Here is a 16,868-nt window from a genome sequence, read left to right on the forward strand (position 1 = left end):
CCCCTCAATGTTTGCAGGCTAATCTCAGCCAGATGTACCATGCCAGCTTATCATTACCTGTGTTATAGCAGTGCCATGCTCCCTCCCGCGGCAATATGCCACGGGATGTTCACCCTATCCCCTTCAAGGAGTCAGCATGCAGACGCGCCCCCTTGGTGACACCGGCATCAATGTCAGCCGGCTGTGCCTAGGTACCATGACATTCGGTGAACAGAACACCGAGAAAGAAGCTCATGAACAGCTCGACCGAGCTATCGCCTTCGGTATCAACTTCATTGATACCGCCGAGATGTACCCTGTGCCTCCCAAGGCCGATACCCAAGGTCGTACCGAGCAGTACATCGGCTCTTGGCTCAAGGGCCGAGGCACCCGAGACGATGTGATTATTGCCACCAAGATTGCCGGCCCGGGAATGGAGCATATCCGAGACGGTTCCCGCTTTACCCGCGAGCACGTTCAACGTGCAGTAGAGGACAGCCTTGCCCGGCTGCGGACCGACTATATCGATCTCTACCAGTTGCACTGGCCAAGCCGCCATACCAACTTTTTCGGCAGATTGGGCTATACCCACAACGAGGATGAGCAGCCTACCCCCCTGGAAGACACGCTTCTGGCACTCAAGGAACAGGTCGATGCGGGCAAGATCCGCGCAATCGGTTTATCCAATGAGACCCCCTGGGGAGTGATGCATTGCCTGCATCTGGCCGACAAGCTGGGACTCCCTCGAGTTGCTTCCGTGCAGAACCCATATAACCTGCTCAACCGCACCTATGAAGTCGGTCTAGCGGAATTTGCCCATCGTGAAAACGTTGGCCTGCTGGCATATTCACCGCTTGCCTTTGGAGTACTCTCGGGCAAATACCTGGACGGAGCCCGACCTCCCAAGGGCCGCCTCACCCTGTATGAGCGCTTCAAGCGCTACACCTCCCCACGAGCCGAACGCGCCGTCCACGCTTATGTGACTCTGGCTCGGGAGCATGGTCTCGACCCAGCCCAGATGGCCTTGGCCTATGTCAACTCCCGCACTTTCCTGACCAGCAATATCATCGGTGCAACAACGATGGAGCAGTTGGAAAGTAACCTGGCCAGCGAAGCATTATCCCTGTCCGAGGAGGTTCTTGAGGGCATTGAGTCGATTCATACAGACACCCCCAACCCATGCCCTTGATTGAGAGCCGGGTAGCGAAATAACAGGTATCGGGATAAAGGTCTCCGACTATCAGGTCCATAGCCCCGGTCAAACCCGGGGCTTGTTACAATGGGCCCAGATTTCCATACCATTCAAGCATTAGCACTGCTATCAACAACGACCTCAGGAGAGAGGGCATGCTCAGCGTGATCTCACCAGCCAAGACGCTGGATTTCGAGACCCCTGCCACTACCGACACCCATACTCAACCAGCTTATCTGCAACATAGCCAAAGGCTGATCGATATTCTGCGCGATTACACACCTGCACAGATTTCGGAGCTGATGGGCGTCAGTGACAAGATTGCTGGCCTCAATGCCGCTCGCTTTGGGGAATGGCAAACACCCTTCACGCCAAGCAATGCAAAGGTCGCTGCTCAGGCATTCCAGGGGGATGTCTATGTCGGCCTGCAGGCCGACACATTCAATGAAGATGACAACGCCTTCGCTCAGGATCATCTGCGCATTCTGTCCGGTTTGTATGGCTTGTTGCGCCCTCTGGACCTGATTCAGCCTTATCGACTGGAAATGGGTACGCGACTGAAGAATCCCGCAGGCAAGGACCTCTACGCCTTCTGGAAGGAGTTCCTGACCAAGGAACTCGACCAGGCTATTGCTGCCAGCGGCAACCTCGTACTGGTCAACCTGGCCTCCAATGAGTATTTCAAGGCTATCGATGCCAAGAAACTCAATGCCGAAGTTGTGACTCCCGTATTCAAGGATCTCAAGAACGGCCAGTACAAGATCATCAGTTTCTATGCCAAGAAAGCCCGTGGCCTGATGGCGGCCTGGATGATCCACAAGCGCCTGGAGGAAGTAGATGGGCTCAAGGACTTTAATGTTGCAGGTTATCGGTTCAATGCGGCAGAGTCCCAAGGCAAGACCCTGGTCTTCACACGCGACACTCCGGCTTGAGACACCTTTTAGATAAAACAAGAACCCCGGCTATCTCTCGATAGCCGGGGTTCTTTCAGCCAGAGCACAAAACCTGATGGCTCATGCCCAGCCATTCCGCCCCTGCATCAGTCATTCTCGACTTCCATGAACTTTTCCATGAAGTCCTTTCGCGGAGGCGTCCAGGTTGAGATCAACACACCCTCCCCACTTAAACACTCAAGGTTATGCTCGACACCAGGAGGGATAGTCACGGCATCTCCCGCACCCACCTGAATGACTTCACTTCCATTGATGGCATTAAACTCACCAGACACGAAAACATTAACTTCTTCATTCGGATGGTGATGTCCACTGGGGAAACCTTTCCCTGAAAACCATAGCTTGGCCGTCAACTGCTGATCCGAGCAGGAAAGCACCTGTATGGTGACGTCATCGCTAAGCTTGTACTTCTTATATACCTTCCTCATCACGGTTCCTTTCTAATACCGACGTTGAGCTCAAATATTTCACATTCACTAATCTGTTACCCATAGGGTATTACTCTCTAGCTTGTAGGATATTTCTTATAGTAAGAAATGAGCAGAGCGGTTACCTGGAGAGACAGGCTATTAGCGCCTGTCGAAAGCAGGGGGAAGATGTGAGCTTCGAGCTTCGAGCTTCGAGCTACGAGCTACGAGCTACGAGCTACGAGCTACGAGCTACGAGCTACGAGCAGCATGGTGACACCACTGAGGGCCGTAAACGCAACAACCCCAGCCATCGCTGATGACTGGGGTTGCTCTGAATATTGCGGGCTTGAGCGGCCTGGTGCCACAGCACGGCTCGCTGCCCGAGCGCAGCGTGCTCGTCGCTCGTCGCCTGCCTCAGAATGTGAAGAACCCCGACCATCTTTTGATGATCGGGGCTTCTCGAATAAATGCCTGACGATGACCTACTCTCACATGGGGAGACCCCACACTACCATCGGCGCTGAGCGGTTTCACTGCTGAGTTCGGCAAGGGATCAGGTGGTTCCCACTCGCTATGGTCGTCAGGCGAAAAACGGCAATGCATATCATGCTGACCGACACGTTCCAACGTACCCGTCAATTGTTTGTCGTGATGTCATCGACCAAAACCCCTTGGGTGTTATATGGTCAAGCCTCACGGACCATTAGTACCGGTTAGCTCAACGCCTCGCAGCGCTTCCACACCCGGCCTATCAACCAGCTGGTCTTGCTGGGTCCTTTAGGAGGCTCAAGGCCTCAGGGAGATCTCATCTTGAAGGGGGCTTCCCGCTTAGATGCTTTCAGCGGTTATCCCGTCCGTACATAGCTACCCGGCGATGCCACTGGCGTGACAACCGGAACACCAGAGGTACGTCCACTCCGGTCCTCTCGTACTAGGAGCAGCACTTCTCAAATCTCCAACGCCCACGGCAGATAGGGACCGAACTGTCTCACGACGTTCTAAACCCAGCTCGCGTACCACTTTAAATGGCGAACAGCCATACCCTTGGGACCGACTTCAGCCCCAGGATGTGATGAGCCGACATCGAGGTGCCAAACACCGCCGTCGATGTGAACTCTTGGGCGGTATCAGCCTGTTATCCCCGGAGTACCTTTTATCCGTTGAGCGATGGCCCTTCCATACAGAACCACCGGATCACTAGAACTCATTTCGTACCTGCTCGACGTGTCTGTCTCGCAGTTAAGCACCCTTATGCTCTTGCACTCAATGCACGATTTCCAACCGTGCTGAGGGTACCTTCGTGCTCCTCCGTTACTCTTTGGGAGGAGACCGCCCCAGTCAAACTACCCACCACACACGGTCCTCGAACCGGATAACGGTCCTGAGTTAGAACGCCAATGATGCCAGGCTGGTATTTCAGTTGGCTCCACTCGATCTGGCGACCGAGTTTCAAAGCCTCCCAGCTATCCTACACAAGCAACATCAGCGTCCAGTGTGAAGCTGTAGTAAAGGTTCACGGGTCTTTCCGTCTAGCCGCGGGTACACAGCATCTTCACTGCGATTTCAATTTCACTGAGTCTCGGTGGAGACAGCGTGGCCATCATTACGCCATTCGTGCAGGTCGGAACTTACCCGACAAGGAATTTCGCTACCTTAGGACCGTTATAGTTACGGCCGCCGTTTACCGGGGCTTCAATCAGGAGCTTCGCGTGAGCTAACACCATCATTTAACCTTCCGGCACCGGGCAGGCGTCACACCCTATACGTCCTCTTACGAGTTTGCAGAGTGCTGTGTTTTTAATAAACAGTTGCAGCCACCTGGTATCTTCGACTGCTTCGGGCTCGAGGAGCAAGTCCTGTCACCCTGATGCGGCGTGCCTTCTCCCGAAGTTACGGCACCATTTTGCCTAGTTCCTTCACCCGAGTTCTCTCAAGCGCCTTGGTATTCTCTACCTGACCACCTGTGTCGGTTTGGGGTACGGTCCCACTGTATCTGAAGCTTAGAGGCTTTTCCTGGAAGCGTGGCATCGATGACTTCCTGACCGTAGTCAGTTCGTCTCGTCTCTCGGCCTTAGGGATCCGGATTTGCCAAAATCCCCAGCCTACTGACTTTCACCAGGACAACCAACGCCTGGCTCACCTAGCCTTCTCCGTCCCCCCATCGCAATACAGTGAGGTACGGGAATATTAACCCGTTTCCCATCGACTACGCCTTTCGGCCTCGCCTTAGGGGCCGACTCACTCTGCTCCGATTAGCGTCGAACAGAAACCCTTGGTCTTCCGGCGGGGGAGTTTTTCACCCCTTGTCGTTACTCATGTCAGCATTCGCACTCGTGATACCTCCAGCAGACTTCTCAATCCACCTTCATCGGCTTACACGACGCTCCTCTACCGCTCGTCATTCGACGAACCCGTAGCTTCGGTACCTGGTTTAGCCCCGTTACATCTTCCGCGCAGGCCGACTCGACTAGTGAGCTATTACGCTTTCTTTAAAGGATGGCTGCTTCTAAGCCAACCTCCTAGCTGTCTAAGCCTTCCCACATCGTTTCCCACTTAACCAGGATTTCGGGACCTTAGCTGACGGTCTGGGTTGTTTCCTTTTCACGACGGACGTTAGCACCGCCGTGTGTCTCCACGCTTGCACTCACCGGTATTCGGAGTTTGCCTCGGGTTGGTAAGTCGGGATGACCCCTAGCCGAAACAGTGCTCTACCCCGGCGGTGATACGTGAGGCGCTACCTAAATAGCTTTCGAGGAGAACCAGCTATCTCCGGGCTTGATTAGCCTTTCACCCGATCCACAAGTCATCCAAATCTTTTCAACAGATCCTGGTTCGGTCCTCCAGTTGATGTTACTCAACCTTCAACCTGCTCATGGATAGATCGCCCGGTTTCGGGTCTATTTCCAGCGACTGGTCGCCCAGTTAAGACTCGGTTTCCCTACGCCTCCCTATACGGTTAAGCTCGCCACTGAAAATAAGTCGCTGACCCATTATACAAAAGGTACGCGGTCACAGAACGAGTCTGCTCCCACTGCTTGTACGCATACGGTTTCAGGATCTATTTCACTCCCTCTCCGGGGTTCTTTTCGCCTTTCCCTCACGGTACTGGTTCACTATCGGTCAGTCAGGAGTATTTAGCCTTGGAGGATGGTCCCCCGTCTTCAGTCAAGGTTTCACGTGCCTCGACCTACTCGATTTCACAACACTCAGGTTTCGGCTACGGGCTATCACCCACTATGGCCAGACTTCCCAGTCTGTTCGCCTACCAGTTGTGTTGCTTAAGGGCTGGTCCCCGTTCGCTCGCCGCTACTAGGGAATCTCGGTTGATTTCTTTCCTCGGGGTACTTAGATGTTTCAGTTCCCCGGTTCGCCTCTTGTACCTATGTATTCAGTACAAGATACCCAGCTTGTGCTGGGTGGGTTTCCCCATTCAGAAATGTCCGGGTCACAGGTTGTTTGCCACCTCGCCGAACCTTATCGCAGGCTGCCACGTCTTTCATCGCCTCTGACTGCCAAGGCATCCACCGTATGCGCTTCATCGCTTGACCATATAACCCCAAGGGGTCTGTCAATCGATGACGATCACGACAATTGCCGGATACGCTTGAAACGTATCGTTGCTCTTTCTCCGGGAAGAGAAAGAGACTTTGTCAGCATGATATACATTGTTAAAGAGCGTTTAGAGCCATAAGCTCTAAGCTGTAAGCTCCAAGGGGACAGCTTTGTTCAGTGTCACCTCAAGCCTATAGCTTAGGACTTATTATCAGACTGTATGGTAGCGTCTTTTCTTACCGCTAAAGCTTAAGGCTTATTGCGGCAAGATGGTGGAGCCAAGCGGATCGAACCGCTGACCTCCTGCGTGCAAGGCAGGCGCTCTCCCAGCTGAGCTATGGCCCCATTCTGAGCTTTAAGCAACAAGCCTCAAGCTGAAAGAAAACCTCGCACTGAATAGCTCTTCCATGCCAGGGTTACTTACAGCTTCAAACTGATGGCTTCCAGCTTGAACTTGGTGGGTCTGGGCAGATTTGAACTGCCGACCTCACCCTTATCAGGGGTGCGCTCTAACCAACTGAGCTACAGACCCAAACAGTCATTGCTCTATCTTGATCAGGTAATTCATTGTGAGCACTTACCGACAGTCAGTGACTTGTCGATTAAGGAGGTGATCCAGCCGCAGGTTCCCCTACGGCTACCTTGTTACGACTTCACCCCAGTCATGAACCACACCGTGGTGATCGCTCCCCCGAAGGTTAAGCTAACCACTTCTGGTGCAGTCCACTCCCATGGTGTGACGGGCGGTGTGTACAAGGCCCGGGAACGTATTCACCGTGACATTCTGATTCACGATTACTAGCGATTCCGACTTCACGGAGTCGAGTTGCAGACTCCGATCCGGACTGAGACCGGCTTTTCGGGATTAGCTCCACCTCGCGGCTTCGCAACCCTTTGTACCGGCCATTGTAGCACGTGTGTAGCCCTACCCGTAAGGGCCATGATGACTTGACGTCGTCCCCACCTTCCTCCGGTTTGTCACCGGCAGTCTCCCTAGAGTTCCCTGACCGAATCGCTGGCAAATAGGGACAAGGGTTGCGCTCGTTACGGGACTTAACCCAACATTTCACAACACGAGCTGACGACAGCCATGCAGCACCTGTCTGAGAGTTCCCTGAAGGCACCAATCCATCTCTGGAAAGTTCTCTCGATGTCAAGGGTAGGTAAGGTTCTTCGCGTTGCATCGAATTAAACCACATGCTCCACCGCTTGTGCGGGCCCCCGTCAATTCATTTGAGTTTTAACCTTGCGGCCGTACTCCCCAGGCGGTCGACTTATCGCGTTAACTGCGCCACAAAGCTCTCAAGGAGCCCAACGGCTAGTCGACATCGTTTACGGCGTGGACTACCAGGGTATCTAATCCTGTTTGCTACCCACGCTTTCGCACCTCAGTGTCAGTGTCAGTCCAGAAGGCCGCCTTCGCCACTGGTATTCCTCCCGATCTCTACGCATTTCACCGCTACACCGGGAATTCTACCTTCCTCTCCTGCACTCTAGCCTGACAGTTCCGGATGCCGTTCCCAGGTTGAGCCTGGGCTTTCACAACCGGCTTATCAAGCCACCTACGCGCGCTTTACGCCCAGTAATTCCGATTAACGCTCGCACCTCCGTATTACCGCGGCTGCTGGCACGGAGTTAGCCGGTGCTTCTTCTGTGAGTGATGTCCTTCCTCCAGGGTATTAACCCGAAGGCCTTCTTCCTCACTGAAAGTGCTTTACAACCCGAAGGCCTTCTTCACACACGCGGCATGGCTGGATCAGGCTTTCGCCCATTGTCCAATATTCCCACTGCTGCCTCCGTAGGAGTTCGGGCCGTGTCTCAGTCCCGATGTGGCTGATCATCCTCTCAGACCAGCTACGGATCGTCGCCTTGGTGGGCCTTTACCCCACCAACTAGCTAATCCGACATAGGCTCATCCGATAGCGCAAGGTCCGAAGATCCCCTGCTTTCCCCCGTAGGGCGTATGCGGTATTAGCCTGGGTTTCCCCAGGTTATCCCCCACTATCGGGCAGATTCCTATGCATTACTCACCCGTCCGCCGCTCGACGCCTGGAAGCAAGCTTCCATCGTTTCCGCTCGACTTGCATGTGTTAGGCCTGCCGCCAGCGTTCAATCTGAGCCATGATCAAACTCTTCAGTTAAAAGCTTGATAGTCCATTGAGTGGACCAAACTTGGCTCAAGGTTCAAACGTCTCGTTTGACGAGTCGCTTGCCTTGATATTCAGTGACTTGTCACCAACATATCGGCAAGCGCCCACATGAATTACCTGATCAATTGTTAAAGAGCATCTCGCTGTCTTACGACTTGATCCGTTTCGCGGATCGCCCTGCGAGGAAGGCGTATTCTACAGACTCAGAAGCTTTCGTCAAGTGCCTATTTTTCAAGGCTCTGCTTCATCGAAGCAGTGAGACAGAAAGTCTGAACGAGCGCCTCATCAGCGACCCGTTTCGAAGTGGCGAACATTCTACTGATTTCAGCCTGTCCGTCAAGCGAAAGATTTTACCGAGCACTTAAAAAGTCTTTTCAAATCAACCGCTTTTACCACCTCTTACCGCTGGTGACGTTGTCTCGTCCCCGGCAGCGGATGCGTACTTTACGGATTTCACTGGGTCCCTGCAAGGACTTTCTGTAAAAAAGTTTCAGGGCAATGACGCGACCATGAATCTGGCATGACATTCACTTCTTTCGACCCCACCTTCGATACCTACTGTCAGGCTTTTGCGGGCAGGCTTGCCCTGTCGAGAAGGTCAAGAATGGAGTAGTAGGCGATGCCTGAATGCTGAGTCAGCCCCATCTCGCAAGTACGCGAATTGGATACACCAAACGCACAGCCTTCGACGGCTTGGGCCAGTGTCTGCAGAGCAGAGGCATTCAATTCGGGGACACGCAGGCCCTTGTCACCCGCAAAGCCGCAACACGCAATATCATCAGGGACCACCACGTCCCGGGCACAGGCCTGGGCCAGAGCAATGAAACGGCCCGCCAAACCTTTACGGTGGCTCGAGCACGTCACGTGAACGGCTACGCGCTCATTCAGGGGAGCAAGCTCAAGCCGTGGCAACAAGTGATCATGAGCAAATGCGACCGGCTCCTGGACCTTCAAACGGGCATCCAGATGATCCTCGGCCTGCAGGCTGCAAGGGCTGGTATCGAAAAGAACAGGGTAACGACCATTCTGGCTGGCAATCAGCAACTCTCTGTTGAGTTCCCGTGCTTTATGGATGGCCTCATTGGCCATGCCCTTGGAGTTGAAAGCCATGCCACAACATAAATGCCCCGGCATGGCCGGGATAATGACGTCGTAGCCAGCTTTATCCAATAATTTCAGAGTGACATCCATCACGGCCCGGGAACCCCCATCGCTCCCCAGGACACGAGTGGCACAGGAAGGGAAATAGACCACCTTGTCCGGCCGGCCACGATCACCCACTCGCCCCAGCAGTTTGATCGGCGCCGCCTTGGGCAGTGCAGGGATCCACTGAGGCAGTTGGCCACCACTAAGCCGGTTCATGCCCTGGCTGATCGCGGACATTGCTCGATGCCCCAGCAGTTGCCTGCCAATCCATTGCAGACGCAGCCCCGTGCGCGCAAACCGCGTCGCTCCGGAGAAATGATGTCCAATGCGGCGAGCCAGCATTGCCCGACCTTGCAGGCGTTCTTGGCGCATCCTCAATACAAGTTCCCCGGTATTGATATCGACAGGGCAACGAGTACTGCACATTCCATCTGCAGCACAGGTAGTATCGAGGTCATAGCCGGAATGGTCTTCATAGGCAGCAAGCCAGTCTTGCTCAGCGTCGCTGAGCGCCTGATCCCCTGCTGCCTGCAACTCTTCCAGCCTGGCTCGCTCTCGGACAAGGGCAATACGCTGGCGCGGAGTGAGCGTCAGATCACGCGACGGACATACCACTTCGCAGAAGCCACACTCTATGCAATGGTCAACGATCTCATCAGCCGCCGGGAGCGGCTTGAGATTCTCGAGATGGAGATTGGGGTTCCGACTGAGCATCACCTCGGGGTTGAGCAAGTGACACGGATCGAACAATGCCTTGATCTGCCACATCAGGGCATAGGCCTCCGCCCCCCACTCCAGCTCAACAAAGGGAGCCATGTTTCGTCCAGTTCCATGCTCAGCCTTGAGCGAACCACCAAATTCCACTGCTACCAATTGCGCCACATCTTTCATCAGGGCGGCATAGCGCTCTTTTTCACCCGGTTTTTCGAAACCTTGCGGGAAGACGAAATGCAAATTGCCTTCCAGGGCATGGCCAAACAGGATGACATCCTGATAGCCATGGCGATGGAAAGCTTCAGTCAAGGCAGCGACGCCTTGCTCCAGGCATTCGATGGGAAAAGCGACATCCTCGATGACAACTGTCGTGCCTACCTCACGCACAGCCCCCACTGCAGGGAACAACCCCTTGCGTACCTTCCAGTACAATGCATAAGTGTCAGGATTCGTGGTAAATGCTATCGGCTCCAGGGTCGTTATACCCTCCAGCACCTGCTGCACTTCTTCAGATGCATGCTTCACCGCTGCATCACTCTCTCCGCGAACATCCACCAACAACGCCGTTGCACCTGGCGGCAGGCCACGCAGGTTCTCAGGCATACCCGGCGCATGATCCACTGCACGCAAGGCAGCCCGGTCCATCAACTCTACGGCCACCACTGAGGTCCCTCGCAGGACCATGGCCGCTCGACAGGCACTGGACAGGTCAGGGAACAACATCAGCGCCGCTGCTTTACATGGCGGCTCGGGTACAGTCCGGTAGGTAAGACTGGTCAGGCAACCTAACGTCCCCTCGGAACCAATCATCAGATGAGAGAGGATATCCACGCCATCGCGGAAGTCGATCAGGCTATTGAGCGCATATCCAGTGGTGTTCTTGAGCCGATACTTGTGCTTGATGCGACGGGCGAGATCCACATCTGTACGAACATTGGCGGAGATGCGCTCCAGCCCTTCCACCAGAGGCGCGTGATTTTGACGAAAGGCCGTCACGCTGTCGGGGTCCGCCGTATCGAGAATACTTCCATCGAGCAGCACAACCCGAAGGCTATCCAGGGTGTGATAGCTGTTCTGTGCTGTGCCACAGCACATGCCGGAAGCATTGTTAGCGGCAATCCCTCCAATCATGCAACTGGAGATCGATGCGGGATCCGGGCCAATCTTGCGCCCATAGGGCGCCAGCAGCTCATTGGCTCGAGCACCGATGACGCCTGGGCCAAGGCGTATTCGAGCCCCATCATCCAGCACCGTAGCATGGCGCCAGCCTTGGTGGAGCTGAATCAGAACACCATCGGTCACCGCCTGCCCTGACAGCGAGGTCCCGGCGGCCCGAAAGGTCATCGGCCACCCTTCTTCGCGGCAGGCCTCAATCACCGAAACCAGCTCCTGCTCATTCTCGGGACGCACCACCAGGCTAGGCACCAGGCGATAGAAACTTGCATCAGTCCCATAGGCCAGCCGCCTGAGGGGGTCTCGGATCAGACGCTCCTCAGGCAGTCGTGTGCAAAGTGTCGAGATCAGGTGATCAAGAGGTCCTCTCGGAGGAGGTTCACTCGACACATGATGCGCTATCATCCCTTCACATCCACTCGCACGACACCACTGGCACCTTCGTAACCCGTCACCACCACTTCGTAGGTCCCCGGCTCTAACTGCGTCTCGATCATGGAACCCAGCTCGGTGCTCCCGCTATCATCATCCTGAAGGCTGATGTTTTCACCTTCCAGTTGCAGCAGCGTATCCACGGAATCCGATTGAGTTTCAATGCTGATGTCACTCGTTTCTTCCACTACCAGTTGATAGGTCAGAGAGCTACCGGGAAGCAATTGGCCATACACCGTCTCGCCGGCACGAACCTCACCGCTTGAACGGATCTCGCCATCGAATGGCTGGGTCTTCAATTGAAGAGTGAAAGCGCCGCTGCCGCCATAGCTGGATGCCTCGACCTCATAAGTGCCTGCCGCCAGCACCGCGTGAATCCGGGCATCGGTACGCCCACCGCTGTCATCGTCACGCAGTTCGATATCAGACCCCGTCATTCCCAACAACGCATCGAATTCATTCGAGCGCATATCCAGAGTCACTTCCGTCGGTTCATCGAGGGTGAACTCGTAGTGGTTGGAGCCACTCGAGGAAAGCCTTCCTCTCACGGTTTCATCCGCTGTCAGTTCACCGCTGTCCTGCTGTTCACCATCAAAGGGAGTTACCATGGTCTCCATGCGGAACATTCCAGAAGCCATTCCATCGTAACTGCCGGCCGTGACCTGATATTCCCCAGGTTCGAGCATACTGGTGAGCTGAGAGTTGGTATTACCACCGCCGTCATCGTCACTCAGGGAAATACCATTGCCTTCAAGATACAGCATGGTATCGAAGGCCGTTGAGGACAGCTTGATGGTCACTTCCGATGGCTGGTCCAGAGACAGCGTATAGACATTACCTTCTCCTCCACCGGCAATACCCAGAAGGCCCTGGCCTGGCGTCAGCTCGCCGCTGTTCTGTACTTCACCATCGAAAGGCGTGGTTACCAGCTCGATGTCGTACGTGCCGCTATCTTCATAGCTGGTCGCTTCAACGCGGTATTCTCCAGGCATCAGTACAGTGTCGAGCATGGAATCGGTGCTGTTGCCGGAATCATCAATGCTGATGTCTGTCTGCTCACCGCGGACATTTAGGATAGTGTCGAAATCACTCGACCTCAGGTTCAGTTTGACCTGAGTGGGCTCAGTGATCTCCAAGGTATACTCATTGCTTGGGGAATCTTCCGTCAGAACGCCGCTGATCCGGTCGCCATTGCGCAGAGGGCCGGAATTGCGCTGGCCCCGGGAGAGGTCAGAAACCCCTAGTCCCAGGCGGAAGCCATCGCCAACACTTACCAGGCTATCTTCACACTTGGTATTGACCTGCTCCTTGGCCAGTTGTCCTGGCTTCAGATTGACTTCGTAGTCTCCTGGTTCAAGGAAGGTCTCCAACGTCTGCTGGTCATCCGCACAACGCGCGGCCTTTTCCGACACATTATCCCCAGTGAGAGTCAGCGCAGCGCCACGAGCACCGGATAGCGCCAGTTCAACACGACTGGCTTCCTGCAGACTGAAAGAATAGGCGGTGCTTTCCTGGCCGAGATGCCCTGCTACAACCTGGCCATCCTTCAACGCCGCAGCATCCTCCTCGCCCTCGCCAGCCGGCTCGGCTTCCGCTGGCTGCTTGCCAGGCTTCAAGGACCAAGGGCCAAAGGCTGCCATATCTCGCCCGCTTACCACCACCAGAGAACAGCTGTCAGTGGGTGAAAGCAGCAACTGCACCTGTTGATCAGAGGAAGAATGGGCATCACCAAGCCAGCCTCCCGCTTCATCGAAAACAGTGACATCCGCAGCAAAAGGTGCATCCAACTGGTAGAGCGCGCCGGACGAATCGGCATCCTTGTCTGCACAAACCCAATGGCTACCCTGGCGGGAACCATCCTTCAGGTTAACTTCGCTGGCAGAGCTCAGTTCACCTTCGATCGCTTGCCCAAGACTCACTTCAGGAGCCTCGATAAAACGTGTCGATGGGCTTTCACCGCCATCATCACAGCCGACCAGCAAGGCTCCTGCAGCAATCACCCCTACCGCCGCACCAGAAGCTCTACCGAACTGACGTACTGCCTGGGCCATGGGGCGCCTGTCACTACGGGGGAATTCTCGGTCCATCTCGTCGTCACTCCTGGTTGTAGCGCATAAAGGCGCACGATAAGCAGTGTGAAAAACAACCAGTGCCCTTCACTGCCCACAACATATATCGGAGTCAGCCGTGACACCAGATAGATCTATCCAGAGGAGGTATTTCAACCGTGATACCGGAAGAATCTTCCCGATGATGGTGTCAATGCCTCAAGATCACCACCAGCTCACGTGGACCATGCACGCCATAGGCCAGTGTCTGCTCGATATCAGCCGTCTTGCTCGGCCCCGAGACCAATAGAGCATTGGTGGGCATACTGCCCGCCCACTCATGGTTGACCATGACATCATGGAAAGTATCTTCGATAGCCCCTGCATCGAGGATCGCAATATGCACAGGCGGCACCAGACTGAGCAAACGTGGTTCGTCTGCCGTCGGCCACAGCCATAGGCTGCCCGTCTCGGCAATAGCGCCCCGGGTCGAGGTAAGGCCAGCATCTACCTGGGAAAACAGTTCCTGCTGCCAGCTTTCGACATCTCGGGCTGCATCTACCAATGCAATATCCGTTTTTCCATCCAGAGCCCGGCGCGCCTGTCTGGCAACCTCATGTTCATGGCCCAGGGCCAGGCGCTTGATGCCTTTCTGCTTCAACACTTGGTACAACGTCTCGGTCCAGTCATCTGTTTCACAATGGATCACTTCTCCATGCACGGAAGTGAGCCAGCGCTCGAAGCGCTGTAAGCGTTCCTGGGGTGACCACCCTCGTTCCCTGATGACAGAAACATCGGCCTCCGGTATCACGATCCCTCTGCCATCATCGCGTTGCATGTGCTCTGCATGTCCCTTCCGCAATCGCTCCAGGATACGTTCTCTGGCCGTCATGCTTCGTCCTCCTGTTGCCCCTGCCGCCTGTCCTTGTGTTTAGCCCTCTGTTTGATCAGGGTATGCAAGGACGCCTTGGCAGGCTTCGGAGCTACCCGGCATTCCGTCCAGGGACCTAGATGACTTGGCGCCAGACCACGCAACTTGCCCGCAACGATGCTGGCTCCACGCCACGCAGCGGGGTGCGTGGCCAACCACTGCCAGCTTTTCCAGGCGGTCACTTCCTTGGCCGAGCGTTTGACACCGGCACCTGGCACATTCCCTCGCCCCTCACCCACGGATTCACGTCGCAGGCGCACCAACAGGTCGGGGATTGGAATCTTCACCGGACACACCTCACCACAGGCGCCACACAGGCTCGAGGCAGTAGGCAGGTCCTTGGTGGCCTCCAGTCCCATCAGGTGAGGCATCAGAATGGCACCGATCGGGCCTGGGTACGTCGTACCGTAGGTATGCCCGCCCACCCGGGTATACACCGGACAATGGTTCATGCAGGCACCACAACGGATACAGCGCAAGGTGTCGAGCAACTCGTCATCCTGGTAGATCCGCGACCGGCCATTGTCCACCAGCACCAGGTGCACCTCTCGCGGACCATCCCGCTCATCTTCCTTGCGCGGAGAGGTGATCATGTTGAAATAGGTGGTGACATGCTGGCCTGTCGCCGAGCGCGTCAGCAAGGCATACAGAGGCGGGACATCTGAGAGATTCTCGACCACCTTCTCGATACCCGTCACGGCAATGTGAATTGGCGGTACCGTGGTCGTCATGCGGCCATTGCCTTCATTTTCCACCAGGCACAAGGTACCCGTCTCGGCCACTGCGAAATTGACGCCGGACACGCCGACATCCGCTGCCATGAAGCGCTCGCGCAACTGTGCACGGGCAGCCGCGGTCATGGCATCCACATCACGGGTAGGAGCCGTACCGGTATGCTCGTGCATGATGGTCGATATTTCATCGGTATTGAGGTGAATAGCCGGCATGATGATATGGGAAGGTGTCTGCTCATTGAGCTGCACCAGATACTCTCCCAGATCCGATTCCAGCGCATCGATACCCGCCTCTGCCAGATGGGCGTTGAGATGCATCTCCTCGGATACCATCGACTTGCCCTTGATCACTGATCGCGCGCCATTATCCTGGCAGATCCTGGTGACAATACGGCAAGCCTCCTCGCCATCTTCAGCCCAGTGCACATGAATGCCGTTGGCTTCGCACTTGGCTTCCAACTGCTCCAGCAAATCCGGCAATCTGGACAAGGCACGCAGGCGTACACTCGCCCCCAGGGTTCTCAGTGCTTCGAGATCCCAGTCCTCGAATGCCTGACGGCGCTTGTCCATCAAGCCATCCATGGCCTTGCGAAAGTTGGCCCGTATCTGGGGATTACCCAATGCATCATGAGCCTGGCGATGGAAAGCTTCAGGAGTAAACGTCTGCACTGGCTGGCTCATGAACACCTCCGCCACAGATAAGAGGCAATATGCTCGCCCTGCAAGGGGCTATCGCGGTGCGCCAGGTGCCCGGCGATGTTCATCAGACAGCCACAATCGGATGTAACAAAATGCTGAGCACCAGCTTCTTCCAGTGCACGCCCCTTGTCCTCGACCATGGCAGCAGAGACCTCCGGATGACGAACCGCAAAGGTCCCGCCAAAGCCACAACACTCTGCAGCACGCTCCTGCTCGACCAGTTCCACCTGCCCTAGTCTGGCGAGCAACGCCGGGCCAGTCTCGGCCAGCCCCATCTCGCGGCGGGCACTGCATGAAGTGTGCATGGCAATCCGCTCAGGAGCGCCTCGGTCTTCCAGTTCGATATGGCAGACATGTACCAGGAACTCGGTCAACTCGAAGACCCGTGAGGCGACTTCCTGAGCCTTCCGTTCTTCGGGACAGCCAGCGAACAGCTGCGCGTAATGCAGACGCATCATGCCGCCACAGGACCCAGAGGGAACCACAATCGGCCAGGGCTCAGGAAACAGGTCAAGCTGGGCCCGAGCAACCGCACGAGCTTCATCATGATATCCCGAGGTATAAGCCGGCTGACCACAGCAGGTTTGATCTTCGGGAAAAAGCACCTCGATCCCCTGCTTCTCAAGCAGGCGGACCGCGTCCATTCCTGCTTCAGGGAAAAACATGTCAATCAGACAGGTCCCGAACAGATAAACCTTATCCGGGCACGGAGGATAATGTCTGGTGGCCGTCATCGGCGGAACCTCTATAATTGG

8 protein-coding genes, 2 tRNA genes and 3 rRNA genes are annotated in these 16,868 nt (G+C 55.5%); 2 read left to right on the forward strand and 11 right to left on the reverse strand.

Annotated features, from left to right (window positions below):
* Positions 1–136: 136 nt before the first annotated feature.
* Positions 137–1,168, forward strand: coding sequence for an NADP(H)-dependent aldo-keto reductase (locus E4T21_RS18680; RefSeq protein ID WP_149286471.1), 1,032 nt, complete (start codon positions 137–139; stop codon positions 1,166–1,168).
* Positions 1,169–1,326: 158 nt separating this feature from the next.
* Positions 1,327–2,103 (forward strand): peroxide stress protein YaaA, encoded by a 777-nt coding sequence (gene yaaA, locus E4T21_RS18685; RefSeq protein ID WP_149286472.1) that lies wholly within the window; start codon positions 1,327–1,329, stop codon positions 2,101–2,103.
* A 107-nt stretch (positions 2,104–2,210) separates the two neighbouring features.
* On the opposite strand, the gene E4T21_RS18690 is transcribed toward yaaA, so the two are convergent.
* The 11 genes from E4T21_RS18690 to E4T21_RS18740 form a co-directional block, all read right to left on the reverse strand.
* Positions 2,211–2,552 carry a cupin domain-containing protein gene (locus tag E4T21_RS18690; protein ID WP_149286473.1) on the reverse strand — a complete coding sequence of 114 codons (342 nt, stop codon included), beginning with the start codon at positions 2,550–2,552 and terminating at the stop codon, positions 2,211–2,213.
* Between the two features lie 451 nt (positions 2,553–3,003).
* Positions 3,004–3,119: ribosomal RNA gene (rrf, locus tag E4T21_RS18695) — 5S ribosomal RNA — on the reverse strand.
* A gap of 97 nt (positions 3,120–3,216) precedes the next feature.
* Positions 3,217–6,082 (reverse strand): 23S ribosomal RNA (locus E4T21_RS18700).
* A gap of 274 nt (positions 6,083–6,356) precedes the next feature.
* Positions 6,357–6,431 (reverse strand) — tRNA-Ala (locus E4T21_RS18705).
* 110 nt (positions 6,432–6,541) lie between these two features.
* Positions 6,542–6,618 (reverse strand) — tRNA-Ile (locus tag E4T21_RS18710).
* Positions 6,619–6,689: 71 nt separating this feature from the next.
* Positions 6,690–8,227: ribosomal RNA gene (locus E4T21_RS18715) — 16S ribosomal RNA — on the reverse strand.
* Together the 16S, 23S and 5S rRNA genes with 2 tRNA genes alongside form the textbook arrangement of a ribosomal RNA operon.
* A gap of 570 nt (positions 8,228–8,797) precedes the next feature.
* Positions 8,798–11,674 carry an FAD-binding and (Fe-S)-binding domain-containing protein gene (locus E4T21_RS18720; protein WP_149286474.1) on the reverse strand — a complete coding sequence of 959 codons (2,877 nt, stop codon included), beginning with the start codon at positions 11,672–11,674 and terminating at the stop codon, positions 8,798–8,800.
* Positions 11,671–13,788 (reverse strand): hypothetical protein, encoded by a 2,118-nt coding sequence (locus E4T21_RS18725; protein WP_149286475.1) that lies wholly within the window; start codon positions 13,786–13,788, stop codon positions 11,671–11,673. Before E4T21_RS18725 ends, E4T21_RS18720 begins: the two co-directional genes overlap by 4 nt.
* 172 nt (positions 13,789–13,960) lie before the next feature.
* Positions 13,961–14,641: a LutC/YkgG family protein gene (locus tag E4T21_RS18730; RefSeq protein ID WP_149286476.1), complete on the reverse strand. Its 681-nt coding sequence runs from the start codon at positions 14,639–14,641 to the stop codon at positions 13,961–13,963.
* Positions 14,638–16,095 carry a LutB/LldF family L-lactate oxidation iron-sulfur protein gene (locus E4T21_RS18735; protein ID WP_149286477.1) on the reverse strand — a complete coding sequence of 486 codons (1,458 nt, stop codon included), beginning with the start codon at positions 16,093–16,095 and terminating at the stop codon, positions 14,638–14,640. The genes E4T21_RS18730 and E4T21_RS18735 overlap by 4 nt, the downstream gene beginning before the upstream one ends.
* On the reverse strand, positions 16,092–16,847 hold the full coding sequence (locus E4T21_RS18740) for a (Fe-S)-binding protein (protein ID WP_149286478.1): 756 nt from the start codon (positions 16,845–16,847) through the stop codon (positions 16,092–16,094). Before E4T21_RS18740 ends, E4T21_RS18735 begins: the two co-directional genes overlap by 4 nt.
* Positions 16,848–16,868 lie beyond the last annotated feature (21 nt).

This window comes from Halomonas binhaiensis (genome assembly GCF_008329985.2).
In the GTDB taxonomy this organism is placed as follows: Bacteria; Pseudomonadota; Gammaproteobacteria; order Pseudomonadales; family Halomonadaceae; genus Halomonas; species Halomonas binhaiensis.

Bases quoted from the DNA above. Each gene is read 5' to 3' on its own strand.
- E4T21_RS18680 (WP_149286471.1), top strand. From the start codon at position 137: ATGCAGACGCGCCCCCTTGGTGACACCGGCATCAATGTCAGCCGGCTG.
- yaaA (WP_149286472.1), top strand. From the start codon at position 1,327: ATGCTCAGCGTGATCTCACCAGCCAAGACGCTGGATTTCGAGACCCCT.
- E4T21_RS18690 (WP_149286473.1), bottom strand. From the start codon at position 2,552: ATGAGGAAGGTATATAAGAAGTACAAGCTTAGCGATGACGTCACCATA.
- E4T21_RS18720 (WP_149286474.1), bottom strand. From the start codon at position 11,674: ATGATAGCGCATCATGTGTCGAGTGAACCTCCTCCGAGAGGACCTCTT.
- E4T21_RS18725 (WP_149286475.1), bottom strand. From the start codon at position 13,788: ATGGACCGAGAATTCCCCCGTAGTGACAGGCGCCCCATGGCCCAGGCA.
- E4T21_RS18730 (WP_149286476.1), bottom strand. From the start codon at position 14,641: ATGACGGCCAGAGAACGTATCCTGGAGCGATTGCGGAAGGGACATGCA.
- E4T21_RS18735 (WP_149286477.1), bottom strand. From the start codon at position 16,095: ATGAGCCAGCCAGTGCAGACGTTTACTCCTGAAGCTTTCCATCGCCAG.
- E4T21_RS18740 (WP_149286478.1), bottom strand. From the start codon at position 16,847: ATGACGGCCACCAGACATTATCCTCCGTGCCCGGATAAGGTTTATCTG.